Annotated in this window: 23 protein-coding genes; 11 read left to right on the forward strand and 12 right to left on the reverse strand. The window is 65.4% G+C overall.

All coding sequences use genetic code 11. From position 1 onward, the window contains the following. Positions 1 to 6: 6 nt before the first annotated feature. The 8 genes from ACIQT2_RS05205 to ACIQT2_RS05240 all read right to left on the reverse strand — a co-directional run bounded on the left by ACIQT2_RS05205 (position 7) and on the right by ACIQT2_RS05240 (position 9,906). Positions 7 to 216, reverse strand: coding sequence for a molybdopterin-binding protein (locus ACIQT2_RS05205; protein WP_400331022.1), 210 nt, complete (start codon positions 214 to 216; stop codon positions 7 to 9). Between the two features lie 62 nt (positions 217 to 278). Continuing rightward, positions 279 to 956 carry a response regulator gene (locus tag ACIQT2_RS05210; protein ID WP_400331019.1) on the reverse strand — a complete coding sequence of 226 codons (678 nt, stop codon included), beginning with the start codon at positions 954 to 956 and terminating at the stop codon, positions 279 to 281. Next, entirely contained in the window at positions 953 to 3,595 is a 2,643-nt protein-coding gene (locus tag ACIQT2_RS05215) for a DUF4118 domain-containing protein (protein WP_402944210.1), read from the reverse strand. The genes ACIQT2_RS05210 and ACIQT2_RS05215 overlap by 4 nt, the downstream gene beginning before the upstream one ends. A 31-nt stretch (positions 3,596 to 3,626) precedes the next feature. Continuing rightward, positions 3,627 to 4,235 (reverse strand): potassium-transporting ATPase subunit C, encoded by a 609-nt coding sequence (locus ACIQT2_RS05220; RefSeq protein ID WP_402944213.1) that lies wholly within the window; start codon positions 4,233 to 4,235, stop codon positions 3,627 to 3,629. A 10-nt stretch (positions 4,236 to 4,245) separates the two neighbouring features. Beyond that, on the reverse strand, positions 4,246 to 6,372 hold the full coding sequence (gene kdpB, locus ACIQT2_RS05225) for a potassium-transporting ATPase subunit KdpB (RefSeq protein ID WP_402944216.1): 2,127 nt from the start codon (positions 6,370 to 6,372) through the stop codon (positions 4,246 to 4,248). After that, positions 6,369 to 8,036: a potassium-transporting ATPase subunit KdpA gene (gene kdpA, locus ACIQT2_RS05230; protein WP_402944219.1), complete on the reverse strand. Its 1,668-nt coding sequence runs from the start codon at positions 8,034 to 8,036 to the stop codon at positions 6,369 to 6,371. Before kdpA ends, kdpB begins: the two co-directional genes overlap by 4 nt. 6 nt (positions 8,037 to 8,042) lie before the next feature. Then, positions 8,043 to 8,141: a potassium-transporting ATPase subunit F gene (locus ACIQT2_RS05235; protein ID WP_402944222.1), complete on the reverse strand. Its 99-nt coding sequence runs from the start codon at positions 8,139 to 8,141 to the stop codon at positions 8,043 to 8,045. 316 nt (positions 8,142 to 8,457) lie between these two features. After that, positions 8,458 to 9,906, reverse strand: coding sequence for a sugar porter family MFS transporter (locus tag ACIQT2_RS05240; RefSeq protein WP_402944225.1), 1,449 nt, complete (start codon positions 9,904 to 9,906; stop codon positions 8,458 to 8,460). Between the two features lie 139 nt (positions 9,907 to 10,045). On the opposite strand from ACIQT2_RS05240, the gene ACIQT2_RS05245 reads away from it, so the two are divergent. Continuing rightward, a complete protein-coding gene (locus ACIQT2_RS05245) occupies positions 10,046 to 11,062 on the forward strand; it encodes a LacI family DNA-binding transcriptional regulator (RefSeq protein ID WP_402944227.1) in 1,017 nt (338 codons plus the stop codon). On the opposite strand, the gene ACIQT2_RS05250 is transcribed toward ACIQT2_RS05245, so the two are convergent. After that, positions 11,053 to 11,484: a LexA family protein gene (locus ACIQT2_RS05250; RefSeq protein WP_402944229.1), complete on the reverse strand. Its 432-nt coding sequence runs from the start codon at positions 11,482 to 11,484 to the stop codon at positions 11,053 to 11,055. The two genes, ACIQT2_RS05245 and ACIQT2_RS05250, sit on opposite strands and share 10 nt — an antisense overlap. A 197-nt stretch (positions 11,485 to 11,681) precedes the next feature. Here ACIQT2_RS05250 and ACIQT2_RS05255 point away from each other — a divergent pair, with 197 nt between their 5' ends. Together ACIQT2_RS05255 and ACIQT2_RS05260 are read left to right on the forward strand one after the other, a co-directional pair. Next, positions 11,682 to 12,122, forward strand: coding sequence for a hypothetical protein (locus ACIQT2_RS05255; RefSeq protein ID WP_402944232.1), 441 nt, complete (start codon positions 11,682 to 11,684; stop codon positions 12,120 to 12,122). A 57-nt stretch (positions 12,123 to 12,179) separates the two neighbouring features. After that, positions 12,180 to 12,419, forward strand: coding sequence for a hypothetical protein (locus tag ACIQT2_RS05260; protein ID WP_402944234.1), 240 nt, complete (start codon positions 12,180 to 12,182; stop codon positions 12,417 to 12,419). Here the strand turns inward: ACIQT2_RS05260 and ACIQT2_RS05265 are convergent. Then, complete coding sequence (locus ACIQT2_RS05265; RefSeq protein ID WP_402944237.1) at positions 12,416 to 13,009, reverse strand: dihydrofolate reductase family protein; 594 nt, start codon at positions 13,007 to 13,009, stop codon at positions 12,416 to 12,418. The two genes, ACIQT2_RS05260 and ACIQT2_RS05265, sit on opposite strands and share 4 nt — an antisense overlap. 40 nt (positions 13,010 to 13,049) lie before the next feature. Continuing rightward, the gene (locus ACIQT2_RS05270) at positions 13,050 to 13,820 is read right to left on the reverse strand and encodes an SDR family oxidoreductase (protein ID WP_400330985.1); all 771 of its coding nucleotides are present in this window, start codon (positions 13,818 to 13,820) and stop codon (positions 13,050 to 13,052) included. A gap of 72 nt (positions 13,821 to 13,892) precedes the next feature. On the opposite strand from ACIQT2_RS05270, the gene ACIQT2_RS05275 reads away from it, so the two are divergent. The 8 genes from ACIQT2_RS05275 to ACIQT2_RS05310 all read left to right on the forward strand — a co-directional run bounded on the left by ACIQT2_RS05275 (position 13,893) and on the right by ACIQT2_RS05310 (position 23,643). After that, positions 13,893 to 14,360, forward strand: coding sequence for a hypothetical protein (locus ACIQT2_RS05275; protein WP_400330983.1), 468 nt, complete (start codon positions 13,893 to 13,895; stop codon positions 14,358 to 14,360). 76 nt (positions 14,361 to 14,436) lie between these two features. Then, positions 14,437 to 17,391 (forward strand): GMC oxidoreductase, encoded by a 2,955-nt coding sequence (locus ACIQT2_RS05280; RefSeq protein ID WP_402944241.1) that lies wholly within the window; start codon positions 14,437 to 14,439, stop codon positions 17,389 to 17,391. 42 nt (positions 17,392 to 17,433) lie between these two features. Beyond that, entirely contained in the window at positions 17,434 to 19,362 is a 1,929-nt protein-coding gene (locus ACIQT2_RS05285) for a hypothetical protein (RefSeq protein ID WP_402944244.1), read from the forward strand. Then, entirely contained in the window at positions 19,359 to 20,405 is a 1,047-nt protein-coding gene (locus ACIQT2_RS05290) for an alpha/beta fold hydrolase (RefSeq protein WP_402944247.1), read from the forward strand. Before ACIQT2_RS05285 ends, ACIQT2_RS05290 begins: the two co-directional genes overlap by 4 nt. Positions 20,406 to 20,409: 4 nt before the next feature. After that, on the forward strand, positions 20,410 to 21,375 hold the full coding sequence (locus ACIQT2_RS05295) for an acetoacetate decarboxylase family protein (protein WP_400330971.1): 966 nt from the start codon (positions 20,410 to 20,412) through the stop codon (positions 21,373 to 21,375). After that, positions 21,372 to 21,854 carry a hypothetical protein gene (locus ACIQT2_RS05300; RefSeq protein WP_402944250.1) on the forward strand — a complete coding sequence of 161 codons (483 nt, stop codon included), beginning with the start codon at positions 21,372 to 21,374 and terminating at the stop codon, positions 21,852 to 21,854. Before ACIQT2_RS05295 ends, ACIQT2_RS05300 begins: the two co-directional genes overlap by 4 nt. After that, positions 21,851 to 22,300, forward strand: coding sequence for a hypothetical protein (locus tag ACIQT2_RS05305; protein ID WP_402944252.1), 450 nt, complete (start codon positions 21,851 to 21,853; stop codon positions 22,298 to 22,300). Before ACIQT2_RS05300 ends, ACIQT2_RS05305 begins: the two co-directional genes overlap by 4 nt. Then, positions 22,297 to 23,643, forward strand: coding sequence for a patatin-like phospholipase family protein (locus ACIQT2_RS05310; protein ID WP_402944255.1), 1,347 nt, complete (start codon positions 22,297 to 22,299; stop codon positions 23,641 to 23,643). The genes ACIQT2_RS05305 and ACIQT2_RS05310 overlap by 4 nt, the downstream gene beginning before the upstream one ends. A 35-nt stretch (positions 23,644 to 23,678) precedes the next feature. On the opposite strand, the gene ACIQT2_RS05315 is transcribed toward ACIQT2_RS05310, so the two are convergent. Then, complete coding sequence (locus ACIQT2_RS05315; RefSeq protein WP_402944258.1) at positions 23,679 to 24,134, reverse strand: hypothetical protein; 456 nt, start codon at positions 24,132 to 24,134, stop codon at positions 23,679 to 23,681. Between the last annotated feature and the right edge of the window lie 132 nt (positions 24,135 to 24,266).

Consider the following 24,266-nt stretch of genomic DNA (forward strand, 5'->3'; position numbering starts at 1 on the left):
GGACACCTATTCGTCCACGGCGATCATCACATCGGATGCCTTAACCACGGCGTAGGCTTCGCCGCCCACCGCCAAGCCAAGCTCGTCCACTGCCTCGTTGGTGATCGATGCGGTGATCACCGAGCCTTCAATCTGGATGCGAACGTGGGCCGTGGTGGCTCCCTTGGTGATCTCCGTGATGGTGCCCTTGAGGCGGTTGCGGGCGCTGATTTTCATGGGAGTCCTCCTAGGTTGTCCGCGGCGTGAGTTCGTCCGGAGTGTTCAGTGTAGTCCCCCACTCACGGAACGAACCGGTACCCCATCCCCGGCTCCGTGATCAGGTGGCGGGGATTGCCGGGCTCAGCTTCAAGCTTGCGACGGAGCTGGGCCATGTACACGCGGAGGTAGTTCCCTTCCTTGGCATAGGACGGCCCCCACACCTCGTTGAGGAGTTGCTGCTGCGTGATCAGCTTGTCCGGGTTGCGGACCAGGATGTCCAGGATGTTCCACTCCGTAGGAGTCATCCTGATGTCTTGGCCTTCCCTGCTGACCCGCTTCTTGGCGAGGTCCACGGTGAACGATCCCGTTTCGACCACCGGAAACTCCGGACCGGCTTCGTTGCTGCGCCGAAGGATCGCCCGTAACCGGGCCAGCAGCTCATCGAGGCCAAACGGCTTGGTGATGTAGTCGTCCGCTCCGGCATCGAGGGCCTCCACCTTATCGTTGGAGCCGTGCCGCGCGGACAGCACCAGGATAGGGACGCTGCTCCACTGCCGCAGCCGTTCGATGACGGCGGTGCCGTCCATGTCCGGCAAGCCAAGGTCGAGGATCACGACGGCGACAGGCCGTTGGGCGGCAACGTGCAGGGCCGCTTCGCCGTCGGCAGCTGTGGCCACGGCATAGCCGTGGGCTTTGAGCGTGATGCCGAGGGCCCGCAGCAAATGGGGATCGTCATCCACCACCAGGATGTTGTTCACTGCAGCCCTTCCTTGGCTGGCAACGGCGGAGTGTGATGGCGGTGGAGCAGCACTGATCGTGCCTCCATGGGAGCCTGGCCGGTGGGATGGACAAACAACGAGCCGGTGGAGAGTGGCAGCCGGAGCACCATGGTCAAGCCACCGCCCGGGGTTTCCTCAGCAGTGAGTGTTCCAGCCATGGCTTCGATAAACCCCTTGGCTACGGCCAGGCCCAGGCCAACGCCGGTGGCCGCGGGTACATCATCCAGGCGCTGGAAGGGCTGGAACATCTGCAGGACGTTGGCCGCTGGAACACCCTGCCCGTGGTCGATGACGCGCAGCTCACCGGCAGGTCGCCCGTTCAGTGCCACGGTGCTCAGTCCGCCGGCCGCGCCCACCACCACGATGTCTGTGTTGGGCGCGTACTTGACGGCGTTTTCCACGATGTTGGCGATCACCCGTTCCAGCATGCCGGCGTCGGCTTCCACCTCCGGCATGTTGGCAGGAAGGTCCACCCGCACTGTACCCGCGGGAACTCCATGGAGGGATGCGGGTATTACCTCGGACCAGCGCACCGGCTTCAGCAGCGGGGTCACGGAGTCGGAGGTTATCCGGGACATGTCCAGCAGGTTTCCCACCAGGACGTCCAGGCGGTCCGAGCATTCATCGATGGTGGCCAGCAGGTCCTGTTCTTCATCCTTGGTGTACGTGACGCCAGGTTGGCGCAATCCACCAACGGCCAGCTTGATCCCGGCCAAGGGAGTGCGGAGGTCGTGGGAAACCGCCCGAAGGATGGACGTGCGCATGCTGTTGCTCTCGGCCAGGCGCACCACTTCCCGTCGGCTTGCTGCCAGTTGGCGACGTTCCAGCAAGGCCGCAAGATGTGCCCCGAAGGCCCCCAGGAGGCGCCTGTCGCTGGCAGGCAGGGCCCTTCCGGTGAGGACCAGGCGCGTGCCGGCGTCGATCTGTTCCACGGTCTCCACCAGATCCGCGGGAGGCGACGTAGGCACGGCGCCGTCCGCTCCCGCGATGAGGTGCCAGCGCGGCTGCCCTGGGACGTCGGAGTCCGGATCGCCGGAGGAGACATACAGCGCCGCCCGCCGAACCTGGAACACCGCCGTCGCTTGCTCCAACAGGCCTTGCACGGGGTCCTCCGCAACGGAGGCCCCGCGGGTCAGGTCGCCCAACGTCTCGGCCTCCGCGCGGGCGCGCGAGGCTTCCTTGGACCGACGCGCCGAGCGGTCCACCACTACGGCCACGGCCGTGGAAACACCGGCAAAGACCAGCAGGGCCAGCAGGTTTTGGGGATCGCTGATGGTCAGGGTTCCCAAGGGAGGGACGGAGAAGTAGTTCAGCAGCAGGCTGCTCCACAGCGCACCGAGCAGGGCTGGCCAGAGCCCGCCAACCAACGCCACCACTACGGAACCGGTGAGCTGGATCAGTGCGGCGGTGGCGATGTTGTGGGTGGGGCTGGCCGCCAACAGCACCTGCACCAGCACGGGCAGCACCACGGCCAGCACAAATCCGATGCCAACCCGCATCCGGCCCAGATCACCTTGGCGAGGGCGTTCCCGGCCGCGGCCCCCGAGGGGATGCGAAACCATGTGGACATCGATATCGCCCGACTCACGGACCACTTTGTTGCCTACTCCGCCAAACAAGCGCCCCGGCAACGACTTCCGTCGCGAAACCCCCACCACGATCTGCGTGGCATTGACGCTGCGGGCAAAGTCCAGCAAGGCCGTGGCCGGGTCCTCCCCCGTCACAGTGTGATAGCTGCCGCCCAGGTCCTTGACCAGGGTGCGTTGTGTCCGCAGGTCCTTGGGCGACTCCGTGGCCAAGCCGTCCGAGGCCCGGACGTGGACGGCCAGGAGGTCCCCGCCATTGACCCGCTTGAGGATGCGGGCTGCCCGCCGGATCAAGACCTCACCCTCGGGTCCCCCCGTGAGCCCCACCACGATCCGTTCCCTGGCCGGCCAGCTTGCCTCAATGCGGTTCTCGGCCCGGTAGCGTGCCAGGCCTTCGTCCACCCTGTCCGCCAGCCACAACAGTGCCAACTCGCGCAATGCCGTGAGGTTGCCCAGGCGGAAGTAGTTGGACAGGGCGGCATCGATCTTGTCCGCCGCATAGATCCGTCCGTCGCCGAGCCGCTGGCGGAGAAGCTCCGGCGAAATGTCCACCAGATGGATCTGGGAGGCCTTCCGGACCACGTCATCAGGCACGGTTTCGGCCTGCTTCACCTCGGTGATGGCAGTGACCACGTCGCCCAGGGATGCCAGGTGCTGGACATTGACGGTGGACAGGACATCGATGCCTGCGTCGAGCAGTTGCTCGACGTCCTGCCAGCGCTTCGGGTTCCGGCTGCCGGGCACGTTCGAATGGGCATATTCATCCACGACGGCGGTGTGCGGCCTGCGTGCCAGGACGGCGTCGACGTCGAGCTCCTCGAAGGAGGTTCCCCGGTAATCCATGGCCTTCGACGGAAGGACCTCCAGCCCATCCAGCAGGGCGCGTGTCTCCATCCGACCGTGGTCCATGGCGAAAGCCACGGCCACGTCCTCGCCCCGGCCTTTCAGGCGGTGGGCTTCCTCGAGCATGGCGTAGGTCTTCCCGACGCCCGGGGCGGCCCCCAGGAAAATGCGCAGCGTACCCCTTGCCATGACGTCATTCTTTCACTCGGTGAACCATCGGTTACTTGCTTCCAGCCGCGGCCACGTCGAGGTTCAACGTGGTGACGTTGACGCTTGGCTGGCCCAGGAAGGCCACCACGCCGGAACTCGTGCGCGCCTCAACCATGGACCGTACGGCGTCCTCGGGCAGCCCTTGGGCCCGGGCCACCCGCGGGACCTGCAGCATGGCATAGTCCACGGAGATCTCCGGATCAAGGCCCGACCCCGACGCCGTCACGGCATCGGCCGGGACCTGGGAGGGTGCCACGTCCTCGCCCGCAGCCACGGCGTTCCGGTTGGCAGTCACCGCGTCCTGCAGCTTTTGCTCGTTGGGACCCAGGTTGCTCGCGGACGATGACGCCGGATCCCAGCCGACCGCCGACGGCCGTGCATGGAACCACCCAGGGTCCTGCACGCCGTCCGCGGTGGCGGCCACCTGCGCCAGCAGCGCCGAGGCAGCCGGCCGCCCTTCGACGTCGTGAATAACCGAACCATTTGCTTGGAACGGTGCCGTCAGTTGGCCCGCGCCGAACACGGCGAGCGGGTAGGCGACACCGAGCACAACGGTGGCCAGCACCAGGAACCGCAGGGCTGTTGCTGCTTGCCGGACATAACCAGTGAGCGTATTCATGGGGGGCCTCCTAAGCCATGCCGGGGATGAGGGCGATGAGCATGTCAGTGAGTTTGATGCCGATGAACGGCGCCACCAGGCCTCCCAGTCCATAGACCAAGAGGTTCCTGCCCAGTGCCTGGCTCGCCGAAACCGCGCGGTACTTCACGCCACGCAGCGCCAACGGCACGAGGGCCACGATGATCAGCGCGTTGAAGATGACCGCGGAAAGAATGGCCGAGGCAGGCGTGGCCAGTCCCATGATGTTGAGCAGGCCCAGTCCCGGGAACGCTGCCGTGAAGAGGGCCGGGACAATCGCGAAGTACTTGGCAACATCGTTGGCCACGGAGAAGGTAGTGAGGGCTCCGCGGGTGATCAGCAATTGTTTGCCGATGCCCACGATGTTGATGAGCTTGGTGGGATCCGAATCCAGGTCCACCATGTTCGCCGCTTCCTTGGCGGCAGGTGTGCCGGAGTTCATGGCAACCCCTACGTCGGCCGCGGCGAGCGCCGGGGCATCGTTGGTTCCGTCGCCGGTCATGGCCACAAGCCGGCCCTGTTCCTGTTCGCGGCGGATGACCTCGAGTTTGTCCTCGGGGGTGGCTTCGGCCACGAAATCGTCCACGCCTGCTTCGGCGGCAATGGCTGCTGCGGTCACGGGGTTGTCGCCGGTGATCATGACCGTGCGGATGCCCATCTTCCGCAGTTCCGCGAAGCGGGCCGTCATGCCCGGCTTGACCACATCCGCAAGGTGGATGGTTCCCAGGACCCGGGCTCCGCCGTCGTGGTTCTTCTCGGCGACCAGCAACGGGGTCCCGCCGCTGGCAGAGATCCGGCGCACCGCCTCATCAACGTCAGCGGGAACGGCGCCGCCAGCCTCAGTCACAAAGGCAGCAACTGCGGCGGAAGCGCCTTTCCGGAGCATCCGTCCGCCTGTATCCAGGCCGCTCATGCGGGTGCTGGCGCTGAACTGCACCACCTCGAGCGCGCTGTCCGCAGCCTGGAGTTCTTCCAGCCCCGGGCCGTTGCTTCCGCGCCCATCAGCCAGTTCCACAATCGACCGGCCCTCAGGCGTTTCATCCGCGAGGCTGGACAGCCGGGCGGCTTCGACCAGGTCCTGCCGGCCAACGTTCGACGCCGGGTGGAACTCCACGGCGCGACGGTTGCCGAACGTGATGGTCCCCGTCTTATCGAGCAGCAGGGCGGTGATGTCACCAGCCGTCTCGACCGCGCGTCCCGAGGTTGCCAGCACGTTGTGCTGGACGAGCCGGTCCATGCCGGCAATCCCGATGGCCGGCACCAACGCACCAATCGTGGTGGGGATGAGGCACACCAGCAACGCTGTGAGCACAATGGGCGACGGCGTGGAACCGGCGAGCGAGGCGAACGGGGCAAGGCTCATGGTCACGATGAGGAAAACCACGGTCAGGGAGACCAGGAGAACGTGGAGGGCCACCTCGTTGGGCGTCTTCTGCCGCACGGCACCCTCCACGAGTTTGATCATGCGGTCAATGAAGGTTTCGCCGGGGTCGGCGGAGATGCGGACCACGATCCGGTCGGAAAGGACCCGCGTTCCGCCGGTCACCGAGGACCGGTCGCCGCCGGACTCCCGGATCACCGGAGCGGACTCACCTGTAATGGTGGATTCGTCCACGCTCGCCAGGCCTTCGATGATCTCTCCGTCCGAAGGGATGACATCGCCGGCCTCGCACACCACCGTGTCGTTGAGCCGGAGTTCGGTTCCTGGAACTTCCCTGATGGTGCCGTCCGCTGAACGGACCTTGGCCATGACGCCCTCCCGGCTGGCGCGCAGGCTGTCCGCCTGGGCCTTTCCGCGTCCTTCGGCGATGGCCTCGGACAACGTGCCGAACAGCACGGTCAGCCACAACCACAGCGTGATGGCGATGCTGAAGACCGCGGGCTGCGCCACGCAGATCAGTGTGCAGAGTGCCGCGCCCACCCACACGGTAAACATGACCGGTGAATGCAGCATCCGGCGCGGGGCCAGTTTCCGGAAGGCTACGGGCAGGGCCTCGCGTACTGCCGTGAGCGTGAGCCTGGCGGGCGCTTTGGTGTGGTGTTTGTGTTCGCCGGGAGTTCCCAGCGGGTTGCCGTCGGCAAGTGTAGCCGTGGCGGCTTCCGTCAATGACTTGGTCATGCGACGAGTCCTTCTGCGAGGGGGCCCAGGGCCAGGGCCGGGAAGTAGCTGAGCGCGGTGAGGATGACGGTGACTGCCATCAGGAGGGACCCGAACAGCAGACCGTGCGTTGGTACGGTTCCCGACGACGCGGGCACGTGGTGTTGCCTTGCCAAGGAACCGGCGAGCGCCAGGACCAGGGCGATGGGCAGGAAGCGTCCGAACAGCATGGCCAGGCCCAGCATGGTGGACAGGTAGGGTCCGGAACTCGTGATGCCGCCGAACGCGGAGCCGTTGTTATTGGCACCAGAGGTGAAGGCGTACAGGACTTCGCTGAACTGGTGCGGGCCGGAGGCCGGGGCGTTGGCCGTGATTCCGGGCAGGAGGACGGTGATGGCTGCGAAGACCAGGACCAGCGTGGGCGTGACCAAAATATAGAGGGCCGCCAGCTTCATTTCGCGTGGGCCGATCTTCTTGCCCAGGAACTCTGGTGTCCGGCCCACCATCAGTCCGGCGATGAACACGGCGATGATGGCCAGCATGAGCATGCCGTAGAGTCCTGAGCCGGTGCCGCCGGGAGCCACCTCGCCGAGCATCATGTTGACCATGGCCACACCTCCGGCCAAGGGTGGCAGCGAGTCGTGTGCGGCGTTGACTGCACCCGTGGAGGTCAGGGTGGTGGAGGCGGCGAACAAAGCGCTCGACGCCGGTCCAAGACGCTGTTCGAAACCCTCGCCCAGGCCGCCGGCAGCCGCCGTCGCGGTCCCCTGCCCTGCAGCAACCGCAGCGCCCATGAGCAGCGTGGAACCCAGCCACAGGGTGCCCATGACGCCCGCAACGGTGAATCCCTGGCGCTGGTCACCCACCATCCGTCCATAGGTGTACGGCAGGGCAGACGGAATGAGCAGGATCAGGAACACCTGGAACAGGCTGGTGAAGGCGTTCGGGTTTTCGAAGGGGTGGGCTGAGTTGGCATTGAAATAGCCGCCACCGTTGGTCCCCAGGACCTTGATGGCCTCTTGTGAGGCTATGGGACCACCGGGGATGGTTTGGCTGACACCCATGGCCGCGTTGGTGACATCAGTGGACCAGAAGTTCTGCACCACGCCGCCAAGCACCAGCACCACCGCACCGATGGTGGCCAAAGGCAGGAGGAGCCGGAAGGTGGTCCGGGCCAGGTCTACCCAGAAGTTGCCGAGTTTGTCCGTGCGGGTTCGGGTGATGCCCCTGATGAGGGCGGCAACCACAACGATGCCCACGGCCGCGGACAGGAAGTTTTGTACCGCCAGGAGGCACATCTGGACGAAGATCCCCACTGTGGACTCGGGGACGTAGGTTTGCCAGTTGGTGTTCGTCACGAAGGAAATCGCGGTGTCCATGGCCACCCACGGATCCACGGGAGTTGCGGGCCCCGTTCCCGGGATGATGCCTTGGAGCCGCTGCAACAGGAAGACCGCCAGGATGGACACCGCGGAGAACACCAGGACGCTGCGCAGGTACACAGACCATCCTTGTTCGGCGGTGCGGTCCACTCCGGCCAGGCGATAGAAGATGTTCTCTGCGCGCGAGGACGTGGTCCCGGCGAGCACCCGTTCGATGTAGATGCCAAGGGGCTTATGCAGCAGGACCAGGACCACCAACAGCACGGCAACCTGGGTCAGGAAGGAGAGGGTATTGAAGACCAACCCGGATCACCACTTTTCCGGATTGACCAAGACAGCTACCAGGTACCCCAGGAGCAACAGTCCGGCCACGAGCAGGCCGATCCAGATCACAGCGTCGATGGTCACCGGCCACTCACCGGCCCGTCCTTGTCGATCATCCGGCCCAATAGATGGGCAACCCACATCACGGTTCCCATGGACACCACGAGAATCCCCACAACAGCCAGGTCGGCCACTGGAACGTCCTTTCATCAAGTCCCGTTTGCGGGACAGATGAAAGTCAACTCCTCAAAAACCGGCCAATTGCCGTTCCTAACGGTTCCTTAACGCGGCAGGCGCAGATCTTGACGCGTTCTTAACGCCCAGCACCCAACTGGGTCGCAGTTAAGCGCGTTCTGACGGTTCAAAACGCGCTTAACTGCGACCCAGTTGGGTGGGGTGGCTACTTCTTGTGCACCAGGTAGATGGCGCCGGTAGTGACGTCTTCTTCGAGGGCTTCGAGGGTGCGGCCGCGGGTTTCCGGGACCTGCGTGTAGATGAAGATCAACGCCAGGATTCCCACCACGCCGAACAGGAAGAACGTTCCGGTGATGCCGACGCCGGCCACGAGCGTGGGGAAGAACAGGCCAAGGAGGGCGTTGGCGATCCAGAGGCAGAACACCGAGAGGCCAATGGCGAAGCCGCGGACATGGAGCGGGAAGATCTCGGACAGCATCACCCAAACGGCGATGTTGAGGAAGGTCTGCATGGAGCCCACGAACGCCACCACCAGGAACAGGATCACGAACGGACGGGCAGCATTGCCAACCGGCAGGACGATCGACGCGATGCCAATGAGGAAGTGGCAGATGGTGGTCAGGGTGAAGCCGAGGAGCAGCGTGGTGCGGCGGTTGACGCGCTGCATCAACGTCAGGGCGATCACACCACCCACGACGGCGATCACACCGGGCGCGATGTTTGCGATCAGGGCGGCGCTGGAATCGAAACCGGCTTCCACCAGGACGGACTGGCCGTAGTACATGATCGAGTTGATGCCGGTCAGCTGCTGGGCAACGCCCAGCCCGATGCCCACCAGGATAATGCGGAGGATCCACTTGTCCTTGAGGGCCGCCCAGGACGTTGCCTTGGAGGCTTTCTCTTCGTCCGCGAGGTGCTTGACGTCGGCCATCTCGGCTTCGGCGCGTTCCTCGGAGCGGATGGTCTTCAGGACAGCCAAAGCCTCGCGGGTGCGGCCCTTGGAGATGAGCCAACGCGGCGATTCGGGCATCCTGAGCATGCCGAAGAACAAGGCGATGGCTGGCAGGGCTGCCACGGCGAGCATGATGCGCCACACTCCGCCGAATTCACCCCAGATGTTGCCGATGATGGCGTTGACCACGAACGCGGCGAGCTGGCCGATGACGATCATGAGTTCGTTGCGCCCGGCCAGGGATCCACGGATTTCGTAGGGCGCAAGCTCCGCCAGGAAGACCGGCACAACGGTTGACGCGCCACCCACAGCCAGGCCCAGGATGATCCGGCCCAGCACCATGACTTCGAAACTTGGCGCGAAGACGCAGGCAATGGTTCCGACGAAGAACAGCGTTGCCAGGAGGATGATGGTCTTGCGGCGCCCCCAGCCGTCGGAGAGCCTTCCTCCGGCCACAGCGCCGGCTGCGGCGCCGAACAGCAGGGAACTGGTGACGATTCCTTCCGTCAGGGGCGTCAGGGCGAGATCGACCGTCATTGGCCGGAGTGCCCCGTTGATCACACCCGTGTCGTAACCAAAGAGGAGGCCGCCGAACGTGGCGACCAGAGCTACCAGGCCCAACCGCTTGCGGTGCGGGCCGTTGGTCAACGGGGGCAGGGCCGCGTTATGGGCACTCTCCCGTTGAGTTTGCGTAGCAGACATCAGGACTCCTTTGTCAGTGTGTTGCGGGTCATACTCTCCCGCTCTGACACAAGACTAACGCGCGAAAGACTTAAATGTAAGGTCAAACTAACAAATGACCTTAATTGTTCGGTTTTGTCTTCATGGCAGGATGATCCCTATGGCATCCGAGAACCAGCAGCGCCGGGCTGCGACGCAGAGTGACGTTGCACGTGAAGTCGGCGTGTCCCGCACCCTCGTCTCCTTCGCCTTCCGCGGAGCGCCCGGGGTCAGCGGCGAAACCAAGGAAGCGATCTTCGAAGCCGCGAGGCGTCTTGGTTACCGGCCCAATGCCGTAGCCGCCGACCTGGCACGCAAGCACCGTTCCGCCGTCGGGCTTTACCTCATGGACATCCGCAACGAGATCTACGCCGATATCCTCAGCGGAGTCCGGACAGCCTTGGCGCAGCAACGCAACAGGTTGATCCTGAGCGTTTCGCGATCTGCCGACGGCGAGGACCGCGGGGCGCTGGAGTCGCTGATCGAGGCCCGGGTGGGAATCATCATCGCCGCGACCCTCCTGGACCCGGACCATGACGTCCACGAGATGGCGCGAAGCGTATCGCTGGTGAGTGTGACGCGACCGGTGGAGGGCGTGGACAGCGTTTATTCGGACGATGCGTACGGCGCCCGCGTGGCCACCGAGCACCTCCTGGGACTTGGGCACACGCGGATCACCCACCTGGCAGGACCTGCCTACGACGGCCATCTGGTGCGCCGACGCGCTTATGAGCAAACCATGCGGGACGCCGGCCTGGTCCCTCAGACGGTATGCGCGGACGACTTCACCCAGGACTCCGGAGAACGCGCCGCGGCCCGGATCCTGGACCAAGCAGACCGGCCGACGGCCCTTTTTTGCCATAACGACCAACTGGCCCTCGGCGCACGGGAAGCCGCCTACGCCAGGGGTATCTCCATTCCCGGGGACCTCTCGCTGATCGGCTACGACAACTCCCGCACCGCGCGGCTGCACGGAATCGACCTCACCTCAGTGGACCTGCACGCGGTACAGCTCGGGGAGGCAGCCGGGGAGGTTGCCCTGGAGCGCCTCGCCAACCCGGACGGACCTCCCGCGGACCGGAAGTTCATGCCGCAACTGGTGCTCCGGCGCTCAACAGCCCGGCCTGCTCAAATGTGATGCAGGCACGTGGTGGCCACGCCCCAAATGGTCAATTCCGACAACGCCCCCACCCGGATGTCCGGAAACTTCGGGTTATCAGCCTGGAGCACCACCCCGGACTTCGTGACGCGCAGCCTCTTGATGGTCAACTCGCCATCAAGGACAGCGACGACGATGGAGCCGTCCTTGGGTTCCAGCGCGCGGTTGACGATCAACTCGTCGCCATCGCTGATTCCCGCACCCTCCATGGATTGGCCGGTCACGCGCACCACGAAGGTGCTGGTGACGTCCTTGATGAGGTGCTCGTTGAGGTCTATCCGGCCGTCGAAGTAGTCCTGCGCGGGCGACGGAAACCCAGCTGCCACCGGGACCGGAGCCAACAGGACCGACAAAAGAGAGAAGCCCGCATCTAGCACACGGGGGCCGACTATCACGCCCACAACACACCTTTATTCGAATATATGTTCGATAACTGAGTGTACATCGGGTGGCAGACATTGTGGCCTTCGGGCGGGCTCGCCGGGGTCGCGGCAACGCTGCCTGGGCGCTGGGAAGCTTGCGGCGGATTCGCCGCTCTCCCGCGAGTTGGCGTGCGGGATTGGCCAGCGCATCCCTCCCCATAAATTACGCTAATGAAGTGATTATTTGGAGAGGTTGGGGAATCCTGGTGATTCTGGTGTTTGCAGTATGTGGCGGTTTGGCCGGCAGCCTTTCGCACGGCAACTTGATTGCCGTAGGGGTGGGGTTTGCTGCCGGAGCGGCGGGGATCTGGTATCTGGGCAAATGGTTCAACCAGACCATGCCCAAGGAGGCCTATGAGAAGGCCGTCAATCTACGTGCCCAGGAGCTCAACCGGATGGTAGAGGTGGGAGCGTATCAATTCCCCGGCTTGGCCGCACCGCGGTCCATCGAAGAGGCGCATGCCCAAGCAGAAGAACAGTGGAAGTACGAAGCCGAGACTGCGCGACGGGGATACTTCAACCGGCACAGCCTGTTCTTCCTCCCCATGCAGTACTGGGCCTTCGTGGCAGCCTTCGCTGCCGTGGCCACCATCATCAGCGGCCTGGCTCGAGGCTGACTTCCTTCCCAGTACAAGGGATCGACCACGCAGCCCCGGCGTGGGAGACTCCCGACCATGACTACTCCCCCGAAAGCCATTGAGCACTGGTGGCCGAAGCTAACGGCCGCTACACAGGATTGGCTCATCAACAACAACGGTGACGCCGTTCGCCCGGACATCGTCGCCGAGATCGCTGCCGCGGGTGGTCCGGACGCGGCAGATCCCTGGTGGGTCACCGGGGAAATGGAGGGGTCCTACCTCCCCGACGAGGCCGTTGACTGGATCGAGGAAACAGCCAACCAGGAAGGGCCCTAGCCCACCTTGTAGCGAAGGTGCGAAACCAGCCGGGTCCCCCGCACGTCCAAGGGCTCAAGCTTCAGCTCGCCCACGCCGTCCAGCAGGCGCTCGCCGCCGCCAAGGATGACCGGAGCGACGTGGAGCCGAAGCTCGTCAATGAGGCCCGCCGCCAAGAACTGCCGGGCCGTCGACGCTCCACCGGCAATCGCCACGTTCTTCCCGCCCGCAGCCTCGCGGGCACGGGCCAGCACCGATTCGATGGGGTCGTTCACGAAGTGGAACGTCGTGCCGCCCTCCATGACCAAGGGCTCGTGGGCGTGGGAGGTCAGCACGAAGACCGGAGCATGGTACGGCGGCTCCTCACCCCACCAGCCCCGCCAATCGGCCGGCCATACCCCTTCGTCAGGACCGGCGAACATGTTCCTGCCCATGATGTACGCGCCGGCTTCGAGGATCCCGGCCACTTCCGCAGCATTGGTATCGCGCTCCTGGAACTGCCAGCAGTGCAACGTCTCGCCACCGGCACCCAAGGGTTGCTCCATGGACTGGTCGGGACCGGCTACAAAGCCGTCAAGGGACACGGTGAGGTCACAGGTAACTTGGCTCATGCGCCCATCCTGCCACCGGATCAACGGAATGGTCACGGATTCAGGCCACGTTGAAGCCACCGTTGCTGTGCAGGATCTGGCCGTTGACCCATGAGCCGGCGTCGGAGAACAGGAACCGCACCAGGTTGGCCGTGTCGGCGGGTGTGCCCAGGCGTCCGGCAGGAGTCGCCCCGACCGCCCAGCCGCGAACGGCGTCGTCCATCCAGCCGGTATCGATCGGTCCCGGGTTGATCACGTTGGCGCGCACTCCCCTGTCCGCCAGTTCCACGGCGGCCGCCGTCACGATCCGGTCCAGGGCGCCTTTGCTGGCGCCGTAGGGCAGGTTGTTGACGGTGTGGTCGCTGGTCAACGCCACAATCCGCGCACCCGCAACACCGTCGGACACCGTGGGCAGCTGCTCGGCGAGCGCCTTGATGAGCAGCCACGTCGCGCGGGCGTTCACGGCAAAGTGGCGGTCCCAGCTGTCCACGGACGTGCTGAGGATACTGCTGTCCACCGACTCGCAGTGGGACATCACCAGGCCGGTCACCGGACCCAATTCCTGCCCTGCGGCAACCAGGGCCGCGGGAACAGCGGGATCGCTGAGGTCGCCCGGGACGAGTTCGACGGCGGCACCCAGTTCGCGGCATTCGGCGGCAATGGCGGCGGCATCGTCGGGTGACGCCTCGAGGCCGAGCCGGTCGTCGTAGGGCTTCCAGTGGTTGAGGACGAGGTTCCAGCCATCGCGGGCAAGGCCCGTGGCCAGCGCGGCGCCGATGGAACGACGCCTCCCTGCTCCCGTGACCACAGCTACCTGAGAAGGATGATTCATGCCTCGACCCTATTCCGTGCCGGTCCCGCGTCCTACGCTGAACCTGTCCATACCCACGAAAAGAGGGACGCCATGGCACGCGAACCGGAACCCACGTTGGAGCAACTGACCATCTTGCTTGGCACATGGGAGACCACCATTCCCAGCGCGGAGACCCAGGGCCGGACCACGTTCGAGTGGCTGGAAGGCGGCGGCTTCCTGATCCAGCGTTCAACGGTGGAACGCCCCGAGTACCCCAACGCTGTGAGCGTGATCGGGGCAACCGGTTCAGACGGGGCGTTCCAGCAGCATTACTTCGATTCGCGAGGGGTAGCGCGCATCTACGACATGACGCTCAAAGACAACGTGTGGACGCTGTTCCGGGACGGTCCGGACTGGCCGCAACGCTTCGTGGGCCGCATCAGCGACGATGGGAAGACCATCACCGCACGCTTGGAGCGCGGCACGTATCCCGGCGGACCGCTGGAGCACGACTTCGACATGGTCTACACCCGGATTACTCCACCTCATGGACAGATTCCCGGACCGGTGGGAACATAAGGGCCATAATCCGCGGAGGCATCGCCCGGCCACGTTCGGGTAACTCCAGGTCAGCTCTCGCTTGAGGGGAACGGCCATGGTTCGTCTGGGGTACGCGAACACTGGGAGTACGGGTCCGGAACCCGGCATCGATCGGTCACGCCACGGCGGCAGCCTTGAGACAGTGGACGCTGTGGTGGTGGGCTCGGGCTTCGGCGGCTCGGTGGCTGCCCTGCGCCTGGCCGAAGCCGGGCAGTCCGTGGTGCTCATGGAACGCGGCAAGCCGTATCCGCCGGGGAGTTTCGCCCGGTCGCCGTCGGAAATGGGCCGGAACTTCTGGGACCCGGACCGCGGCCTCTACGGGCTGTTCGACGCCTGGACCTTCCGCGGCACTGAAGGCTTGGTGTCCAGTGGTTTGGGCGGCGGCTCGCTCATCTACGCGAACGTGCTGCTGCGCAAGGATGAAAAGTGGTTCGTGAACGAGTCCCCCATCCCGGGCGGCGGCTACGAAAACTGGCCCTTCACCCGCGAAGACCTGGACCCCTACTACGATGCCGCCGAGGCCATGCTCCAGCCGGTCCCCTATCCGTGGAAGGACACGGCCAAGACCCTGGCGATGGAAAGCACTGCTGCGACGTTGGGCTTGTCCATCAGCCGCCCACCGATCGCCGTGACGTTCGCGCCCACCCCGGGCGGAGACCCGCGGACCAACCATCCCCTGCCCTTGCCGGAGTACGGGAGCGTCCACGGCCCCAACACCGTCCGCACCACCTGCACGCTCAGCGGCGAATGCGATATCGGCTGCAATGCGGGCGCCAAGAACACGCTGGACCACAACTACATCTCGGCGGCGGCCGCCAAAGGTGCAGATGTCCGGACGTTCCATGATGTCCGCGGCATCAGGCCCCTGCCCGGCGGCGGTTACGAAGTCCGTTACGTCGTCCATCATCCGGAGAACCAAGGCGAACTCCTCACCGAACAGATCATCCGTTGCACCCGATTGATCCTCGGGGCGGGCACGTTCGGCACCAATTTCCTGCTCCTGCGCAACCGTGGCTCGCTCCCCGCCCTGAGCGAAACCCTGGGCACCCGCTTCAGCGGCAACGGAGACCTGCTGACCTTCATCATGGACGCCAAGACACCGGCCACCAACGGATCCCGCCCCGGCGTGCGGACCCTCACCGGCAGCCGTGGACCGGTGATCACCACGGCGATCAGGGTTCCGGATGCGAATGACGACGACGGCGACGGTCGCGGCTACTACGTGGAGGACGCCGGGTACCCGGCCTTCATCAACTGGCTCATGGAAACGGCCCAACTACGCACTGCGGCCATGCGCACCGCCCGGGTTGCCGGGCAACTGCTGAAGGACAGGCTTTTCGAGGCCGGCCGCTCCAACGTCTCCGCAGACCTTGCCGCGGCGCTGGGCGATGGCAGGTTGTCAGCCAGTTCGGTGCCGCTGCTGGGCATGGGCAGGGACATCCCCGACGGCGTCATGACCCTGAACGATGGGCGGCTCGCCATTGCGTGGACCATGGCAACGTCCAAGGAGTACTTCGGTCGCGTTCGGGCAACCATGGAGTCCATCGCGAAGGACCTGGACGGGAATTTCGTGGACAACCCGCTGTGGTGGGCCAAGCGCGTCATCACCGTGCACCCGATCGGCGGGGCACCGTCCGGGCGGCATCCCGGCGAGGCCGTGTGCGATTCCTATGGCGAAGTGTTCGGGTATCCGGGGTTGTTCGTGGTGGACGGGGCGGCGATGCCCGGCCCTGTGGGCGCCAACCCGTCCCTGACCATCGCGGCGTTCGCCGAGCGGGCGTGTGCCCGGATCCTCGATGAGGGCGCAGCAAGGGAACGACGCCGGGCTGCCGGACATCGCGGCATCGCGCCCTCTGACGCGGCTGCGAAGGACGCGGAGTCGGAGGACACCGGACCGGGCCACAGCGGAGCGGTTACCTCGCAGCCGGAGGCGGCGGGCGCCGTCGTCGACGTCGGAGCGAGCGCACCGCGGGCACTGGCGCCTGACGCTACCAAAGGCAAAGGGGCGCGTAAGGAACAGCCCGCTGGCGCGGTCCCTGGCGGCACCGACGCTCCCCAAGCGAGCTCCCGCGGGCTGACGCGGCGTGGTGAGGATACCGCTCCTGGCACCACCGACGCTCCTCAGGCGCAACCCCGCGGGCTGACGCCGCCCCGCGCGAGCCAGGCTTCTGGCGCCACCGACGTTTCCCAGGCGAGCGCTGCTACCGGCGACACCAATACTCCCCAAGCGCGCGCTCGCGGGCTGACGCCACCCGCAGCGGGTCCGCCACCCGCCACCTCGGTTCGATTCACCGAGCAGATGCATGGCTGGTTCAGTCCCGGCCTTTCCGACCCGGAGAAAGGCCGCATGCTCGGCCGGGACCGGAGCCGGAAGATCATGTTCGAACTCACCATCATCGCCGAGGACATGGAGGCGTTTGTCGCGGATCCGAGCCATCCCGCCAAGGCAGAGGGCTACGTCCTGGCCGACTATTTCGGGGGCCGCATGCCCGTGGAGCGTGGCTGGTTCAACCTCTTCGTGGAGGACGAATCCACGGACGGGCGCCCCGCCCGGCGCATGCTGTACCGCTTGTGGCTGCGCGATCCCGGCGGCACGCCGTTCACGTTTACCGGGTACAAGCGGATCCACAACGAGGCGGGCTTCGACCTCTGGCCGGATACCACCATCCTGTACGCCACCATCCTTCGCGGGCACGTGCCACCGGACGCCGACACGAAGCTGCCGGACGCGAACTCCGTGGCGTCGGACTCCGTGGCAGCGGGCTCTGCGGCAGCGGGCTCTGCGGCAGCGGACCATGGCGTGGTAGGGGCCGGCATCCTGTACATCCGGCCGCTCGATTTCGCGAAGCAGCTGACGACGTTCCGGGCGGAGGGCCCGGCGCGGGCTGCAGGTCTGGCGGCCTTCATGAAACTGTTCGCGGGCGAGCTGTGGCAGGTCTACGGGCGCGGCATCCGGCGTGTGCCGTTCCCGCTCAGATCCTCCCGCACGCCGAATCGCCCAGGCCGCTGAGACGCGATGAAAAGCTGGGAGCTCGCCCAACACAGGGGCCTCTTGGGTTTCACTCCCCAGCCCGCCGTCCGGTGGCTCGCACCCATGTCCTTGGCCAGAACGGCATTGAAGGTCATGGCAGCAACGGTCTTCGCGGACTTCGGTGACAAACGCGAGCTGGAAGGCGGCTTCCCGGGCGACCTCTTGCGCCTGGACAAGCTCCCAATCCCCGGCCAACCGGCCCAGCCCCCGGTGACCAGCCGCGGCCTGCCCGGTCCGGGTGAACTTGCCGGCCCGGAACGCACTGCGCCTGCCCAGGATTTGTGGCTGGACTTCACCGCGGACCTCGGGGACGGCTTCGACGCAACCTACACGGTGGCGTCGTTGCTGGCGCAGGATGCGTTGCCCGTGGCAGGAGAGGATCTCCCCCGCGGCCGCGTCCTGGTGCTGGGCGGGGACGAGGTCTACCCCGTGGCGTCGCCGGCGGCCTACGAAAACCGGATGGTGGGCCCCTACAGGACAGCATTCCCCGAACGGAATCCTGCGTTGCGGGGCCTGCTGAACGAGGTTCCCGTCATGCTCGCGCTTCCCGGCAACCACGACTGGTATGACGGCCTCACCTCGTTCATCCGCACGTTCACCCGGCAACGGAACATTGGAGCCTGGCGGACCATCCAGTCCCGCAGCTACTTCGCAGTGAGGCTCACGGGGGAACCACCAGGACCAGGCCGGAGCGGCGCGCCCGGTTGGTGGCTCCTGGGATTGGACAGCCAACTGGGCCAATACATCGACGAACCCCAACTGGACTACTTCTACCGCAACGTCACACTGCAGCTGCAGCCCGGGGACGCGATCATCCTCTGCGTCGCTTCCCCCTTCTGGGTGGACGCAGACGCAGCCCACGCCGCCGAACGACCCAACGAATTCCGCCAGGCGAACTTCTTCGAACAGGACTACCTGCGCCGCCGGTTCAACCCCGTCACCGGCCACTTCGAATCCACCGGGGCGAACGTCCGGCTCTGGCTCACGGGCGACCTGCACCACTACTCGCGTTACGAAGACGGAACCGTGGCGGGACCAGCCAAGACCCAACTCATCACCTGCGGCCTCGGCGGAGCCTACCTCTCCGACGCCCACTGGTTGCCGGACGAACTCCTCCTACCGGCTCCCGCCGAACCCGGTGAATCGTCCAGCGTTCCCGCCGGCAACCGAACCCCGGCAACAGGCAGGCGTTTCACCCGCACTTCCACCATCTACCCCGGCCAGTCCGATTCCCATCTCCTGGGTCCGCGCCTGGCCAACCCCTTCTCGCCCTCGTGGCTGCCGGCCCGCAACCCCGGCTTCGGGCTCTCCATGGGCTTCGTCCACGTGGTGGCCGCCCTCACCGCGTGGACCGTCTTCAGCGCCTTCCGCGGCGAATCCTTCGTGGATAGCCTGCATGGCCTGACCCACGGAAACACCCTCCTGCTCATCGTGCTCCTGGTCCTGGCCATGCCCGTCCTCCTCGGAATCACGGTGCTTACGGCTCGAGTGCTCGGCATCGCCAAGGCCGGCATCGTCGTCTTCACCCGCGGCGTGCTCTACCAACTGTCCGCGCTCGCGGTGAGTGCCGCCGTCGTGATCCTGGTTCCGTGGCCCCGCGGGTGGCCGGACGTCGTGCTGGTACTGCTGGCCCTGGCGTTGGTCCATGCGGGCGGCTGGGTGCTGGGCAGCGAGGCGTTCGCGCTGTACATCCTGTCCACGCCCAGCGGTGAGGTGTCCACGTGGAAGATGTCCGGGCAATCCATCGAGGACCACAAAGGCTTCCTTCGCCTGCACCTCGCGGCCGACGGCACCCTGACCGTCTACCCGCTGGTGGTTGACACCATCTGCCGCGACTGGCGGCTCCCGGACACGAACGACGGCGCGCGGCTGGTTCCGGAGTCCGGCCTGCCTGCCGTGCGGCTGCTTGAAGAACCCATCACCATCGCACGGAAGGGAACCGCACCATGATCATCACCCGTGCCGAGCACCGGACCGAGGTCATCCCGTTCCGTGCCCGGGACAATACCCCGCTCAGCCTGGTCCATGTAACCTCGCCGGCCGAGGCAAGCAAAGGGCCCGTGCTGCTGGTCCACGGATCGGGAGTCCGCGCCGAACTGTTCAGGCCGCCCATCCGCACCACCATTGTGGACGTGCTCCTGGAGGACGGATGGGACGTGTGGATGCTCAATTGGCGGGCATCCATTGACCTCGATCCCCTGTCCTGGACGCTTGCCGACGCCGCCGTGTACGACCATCCTGCCGCCGTCGAGCATGTCCTCAAGGCGACAGGCGCCGAAACCATGAAAGCCGTGATCCACTGCCAGGGATCAACATCGTTCACCATGTCCGCGGTGGCCGGGCTCCTGCCGCAAGTGGACACGATCGTCTCCAACGCCGTCTCCCTCCACCCCGTGGTGCCGGCTTTCTCGCGGCTCAAGATCGACTACCTCACGCCCGTGGTGAAGATGTTCACGCCCTACCTTTCGCCCGCCTGGGGATACAAGTCCCAGGGGTACTTCACCCGGGCCATCCGCGGGCTGGTCAAAGCCACGCACCACGAGTGCGACAACACGGTCTGCAAAATGGTCAGCTTCACCTACGGCAGCGGCCGCCCCGCGCTGTGGGCTCACGAGAACCTGGACGAGGCCACCCATGAATGGCTCAGCGGCGAATTCGCCGAGGTCCCCGTCACGTTCTTCGAAGAAATGGGCCGCAGCATCAAAGCCGGTCACATGGTGGCCGCGGGCGAGCATCCGGAACTGCCGGACAATTATGTGGCCGAGGCTCCACAAACCGACGCCCGCTTCGCGTTCATCGCAGGGCTGGACAACCTGTGCTTCCTGCCGGAAAGCCAGCAACGCAGCTACGACTTCTTCCGGAAGCACCGCCCCGGCAAGGACTCCCTCCACCTCATCCCCGGCTACGGCCATTTAGACGTGTTCTTCGGAGAACGCGCCTGGCAGGACACTTTCCCGGTCATCGTCAGCGAACTCAACGGCAGCAGGAGCTGAACCCATGAAAACCCTCACCGAACTGGTCAGTCCCCTGCTCAAGCTCATGCCCTCGCCGGTACCCCGGCGCCAGGAGCGGCTCCGCGGCCAGCATGCCCAGGCCGACGGCATCAAGTACCTCATGCCCGTGAACTCCGATGATTCCCCCGTGTTGATGGCGGCGTTCCCCATCAACAAGCGTGCCGCCGCCTCCGTGCTCCCGGGTACGGAACTGCGACCGTTCAGCCTGGGCGGGAAAGGGCTGTTGGTGGTCACGGTGGTCAACTACAAATCCACGGACATCGGCAAGTACATCGAATACTCCCTGGCCATCGCCATCACCCACGGCAGCCGCCCGGCACCACCCATCCTCCCCTTGCTTTTCCAGAAGACATTCAAGCTCGGCCAGTTCGTGGTGGACCTCCCCGTCAGCACGGAGATCTCCGTGAAGGGCGGGAAGGGTATCTGGGGCATGCCCAAGCACCAGGCCAACCTGGACTTCGTGGTCACGGACTCCAGCGTCTCGGCCCAGTACGACAAGGACGGCCAACTTGGCTGCTATATCGAGATCGAACGGCCGGACCCCTTGGGCCTGCCGCTCAAACTCGCAGCCTCCAATTACTGTGCCTTCCGGAACATGCTCTGGAAGTCCGACATCTACTTCGAAGCCACCGGAGACATTGCGCTCGGCGCCCAAGCGAAGGCCCGGCTCATCCTGGGTGACGCGCCCGGCGTCGAACCTTTGAAGACGCTCCAGGTGGAAAGCAAGCCGATCTTCACCGCCTGGCTGCCACAGGCCCACGGCGTCCTGGACGACCACTACGAAGCCTGGTTCCTGACCGCCCCCACGGAAGCCGGTGCCGCCGGTATCCGCGGTGGAGACATGCTGGACAGCGTCACGGACCTTGGACAAGGGCAGGAATGGCTGGCGCCCCCGGACCGCAGCAGGGTCCCCGGTGCGCCGGACCGGGCCACGGACGGTGCTCCGTGAACTGGCTCTTGCTCCTCAATGCGCTGTACTTCCTTTTTGGCGCCACCATGTACGTGGGCACCATGTGGGTCCTCAAGTTCTTCCTCTACCCCACGTGGCGGTCGCTGGCCAGGGATAACGTGGACATGCACTTCGGCATCCCCACCCGGGCAGCCACCAAATTCTTCACCGTGGTGGTGCCCATCATGTTCATCTCCGGGGGCATCCTGGTGTGGTCCGAGTGGGGCACCATCCGTCTCATCCCGGCCATCATCTGCCTGGTGGGCATCATCACGCTGACCGTTGTGGGGCAAGGCATCATCATCCCTATCAACGTCCGGATCCGCGGCGGCGACTTCAAGGATGACGCTGAGCTCCGTACCCTTCTGCAACGGTGGATGCTCCTCAACGACATCCGCTTCTACGTCTCCACGCTCACCTGGGCGGCCATGGTCTGGCTGCTGGTGGACCGGGGACGGATTCTGGAGTCCTTCTCATGAGCGCCCACGCTGACTCCCGCAAGCCCCACCCTCCGGGCACGGTGGCCTGGGCCATCGCAGACCCGCTGCGCGCCGTCCTCGCGGCCATCGCCGTCATCACGGTGATCACGGGCGTGGTGGAGGTTCCTTTTGGCGGGCCGCTGCTCCAATTGCTCGGCGCCGATCCCACGCCGGAGGCCCGCCAACTGTTCGGCACCGTGGGCATGTTCATGGTGGTGGTTGGCGGACTCCTCCTCCACACCTTGCTCAATGCGGTGCCGTCCCCTGAAGTTGTCCTGTGGTCCGGCGTCCAGAAGGCGGGTGCTTTCGGTGCGGTCGGCATTGGGGTACTCAACGGAGTGTTCTCGCCGATTGCCCTGTTGGTCGCGTTTTTTGACCTCGCGACGGCGGTACTCCTCTTCGTGTATTGGCGCCGGCTTGGTGCCGGGCCGGGCCTGCAACAGTGAAACGCTCCCTGGTCCTTGCCGGCGGTGGCATGCGCGTGGCCTGGCAGGCGGGCGTCATGCGCGCTCTTGAGGAGGAGGGCCTGGACTTCCACCACGTCGACGCCGCTTCCGGGGGCATCCTGACCGCCGGCATGCTGCTCTCCGGAGTGTCCGCCAGGGAAATGTGCCAGCGCTGGTCGGGCGTGGACGTTAAGGATTTCGGCTCTGCCCTCCCGCTCGGCGATTACCTCAAGGGCCCGTGGTCGCTGCCTGCGGTCGGCGATGCCGACGGCATCCTGGACAAAGTCTTCCCCGCCTTGGGGATCAACGACGCCACCATCCGTGGCCGCGCGGCGGAACCGGACGCCGTCGAAGGTTCCTTCAACGTGGTGGAGTTCGTCGAAAAACGATGCCATGCCATCGACGCCAAGGAGGTCGACGCGGAACTCATGGCGGCGGGAATGTCGCTGCCGATCTTCCTGACACCGCTGCGGCGTGATGGAAAGATCTGGACGGACGCCGTGTGGATGCGCGATGCCAATGTGGGCGAGGCACTCCGCCGCGGAGCCACCGAGGTCTGGCTCATTTGGTGCATCGGGAACTCCCCGTACTGGGGCGATGGGCCCTTGGAGCAGTACGTGCACATGATCGAAATGAGCGCCATGGGTGCTTTGCTTGCTGATTTCGAGGCTGCCGCCGCCGTGGGGCGCGAGTTTGTGCTGCACGTGATCCGTCCTGCGCACCCGCTGCCGCTGGATCCCGAGTTCTACCTGGGCCGGGTGGACGCAGACACCCTGATCGGCATGGGCTACCGCGACGCCCGGGCTTACCTGGACTCCATGACCGCGGAGGGGCTCGCCAAGGATTCCAGCTGCACGGCCATGACCGACCCCGTTCCCGGGGTGCGCTTCAATGACACGTTGCAGGGCAGGATCGGAGGAGATCCGCTCACGTTCCGGGCAACGGTGGTGCTTCCCACCGCGGCTTCCGGCGCACCCCCGCAGTTCACCGGGTACCTGGAACACGCCGGATTCGGCGGGCGGGCGTTTGTTGCCGACGGACGCGTGGAAGCGTCCGGCGCGGACGTCACCTACCGGGGCCGTGCAAGGCTCGACGGCGGGTGGCAGGATGTCACGGTTACCCGCACCTTGCACGATGATCCGGGCCCGGACGCGTGGTCAGATTCGCGCCGTGCCCAGCTCATCGTCGGGGATGTGCGGGCCGAACTGTCCATGAGCCTCGCCGACGCAGCGGGACTTCTGGCCTCGATTGAACCCGTGGGCGCACACGGAGTCGTGGACCGCGCCGCGGCCGTGGCGGGTTTTGCCGCGAACGGCTTGAGGGAACTGCTGCGCCGGTACTGAATGGCCCTGCGGTCGTCGTGTCCCCCATGCCTGCGTCAACGGCGCAGGAATTTCTTGCTCAACCGCGCGAACTTCCCTGGTTCTTTGGAGGGGTCGATGATGGTGGGCTCCACGGAGAAGTCGGTTCCGCGGTCCGTGACCGGGCGGCGCCGGTTGTTCCAGTCCACAGAGTTGAATTGCGGGTTGTAGATGGGCGGGGTTACGCCTTCGGCACGGAAGATGTCCCACATCCACGCGGGGATGTTATCGACGGTTCGGGGAAACGCATACAGTTCCTGGGCCCATGCGCTCGCATTCGAAGGGCGTTGGCCTGGATACCACTCACCGTCGGCGTCAAGTTCCAGATGCTCTTCATCGAAGAAACTTGCTTCGCCGGCCGAGTCCGGGAACACCACAACTTCAGCTGTTGTCCATGTCCCGTGACCCGGCTGATAGGCCAAGACCCTGCACGTCTCCAGCCAATCGTTCCACGCCGCATGCGAAAAGCGCATGTCGCCAGTCATAAATGTTGATCGGTCGGCACTCTCGATTGTTCCGTGCCAGGACGTTCCCGAGACGTGATGCACAAGGGTCGCACGTGCCTTCTTCATGCCTCGTGCGAAACCAACGTCTCCGAAGGCCTC

The sequence above is a fragment of the Paenarthrobacter sp. NPDC090522 genome (genome assembly GCF_044769225.1).
Taxonomy (GTDB): domain Bacteria; phylum Actinomycetota; class Actinomycetes; order Actinomycetales; family Micrococcaceae; genus Arthrobacter.

Bases quoted from the DNA above. Each gene is read 5' to 3' on its own strand.
- ACIQT2_RS05205 (WP_400331022.1), bottom strand. From the start codon at position 216: ATGAAAATCAGCGCCCGCAACCGCCTCAAGGGCACCATCACGGAGATC.
- ACIQT2_RS05215 (WP_402944210.1), bottom strand. From the start codon at position 3,595: ATGGCAAGGGGTACGCTGCGCATTTTCCTGGGGGCCGCCCCGGGCGTC.
- ACIQT2_RS05220 (WP_402944213.1), bottom strand. From the start codon at position 4,235: ATGAATACGCTCACTGGTTATGTCCGGCAAGCAGCAACAGCCCTGCGG.
- kdpB (WP_402944216.1), bottom strand. From the start codon at position 6,372: ATGACCAAGTCATTGACGGAAGCCGCCACGGCTACACTTGCCGACGGC.
- ACIQT2_RS05240 (WP_402944225.1), bottom strand. From the start codon at position 9,906: ATGTCTGCTACGCAAACTCAACGGGAGAGTGCCCATAACGCGGCCCTG.
- ACIQT2_RS05245 (WP_402944227.1), top strand. From the start codon at position 10,046: ATGGCATCCGAGAACCAGCAGCGCCGGGCTGCGACGCAGAGTGACGTT.
- ACIQT2_RS05260 (WP_402944234.1), top strand. From the start codon at position 12,180: ATGACTACTCCCCCGAAAGCCATTGAGCACTGGTGGCCGAAGCTAACG.
- ACIQT2_RS05265 (WP_402944237.1), bottom strand. From the start codon at position 13,009: ATGAGCCAAGTTACCTGTGACCTCACCGTGTCCCTTGACGGCTTTGTA.
- ACIQT2_RS05270 (WP_400330985.1), bottom strand. From the start codon at position 13,820: ATGAATCATCCTTCTCAGGTAGCTGTGGTCACGGGAGCAGGGAGGCGT.
- ACIQT2_RS05275 (WP_400330983.1), top strand. From the start codon at position 13,893: ATGGCACGCGAACCGGAACCCACGTTGGAGCAACTGACCATCTTGCTT.
- ACIQT2_RS05280 (WP_402944241.1), top strand. From the start codon at position 14,437: ATGGTTCGTCTGGGGTACGCGAACACTGGGAGTACGGGTCCGGAACCC.
- ACIQT2_RS05290 (WP_402944247.1), top strand. From the start codon at position 19,359: ATGATCATCACCCGTGCCGAGCACCGGACCGAGGTCATCCCGTTCCGT.
- ACIQT2_RS05295 (WP_400330971.1), top strand. From the start codon at position 20,410: ATGAAAACCCTCACCGAACTGGTCAGTCCCCTGCTCAAGCTCATGCCC.
- ACIQT2_RS05305 (WP_402944252.1), top strand. From the start codon at position 21,851: ATGAGCGCCCACGCTGACTCCCGCAAGCCCCACCCTCCGGGCACGGTG.
- ACIQT2_RS05315 (WP_402944258.1), bottom strand. From the start codon at position 24,134: ATGCGCTTTTCGCATGCGGCGTGGAACGATTGGCTGGAGACGTGCAGG.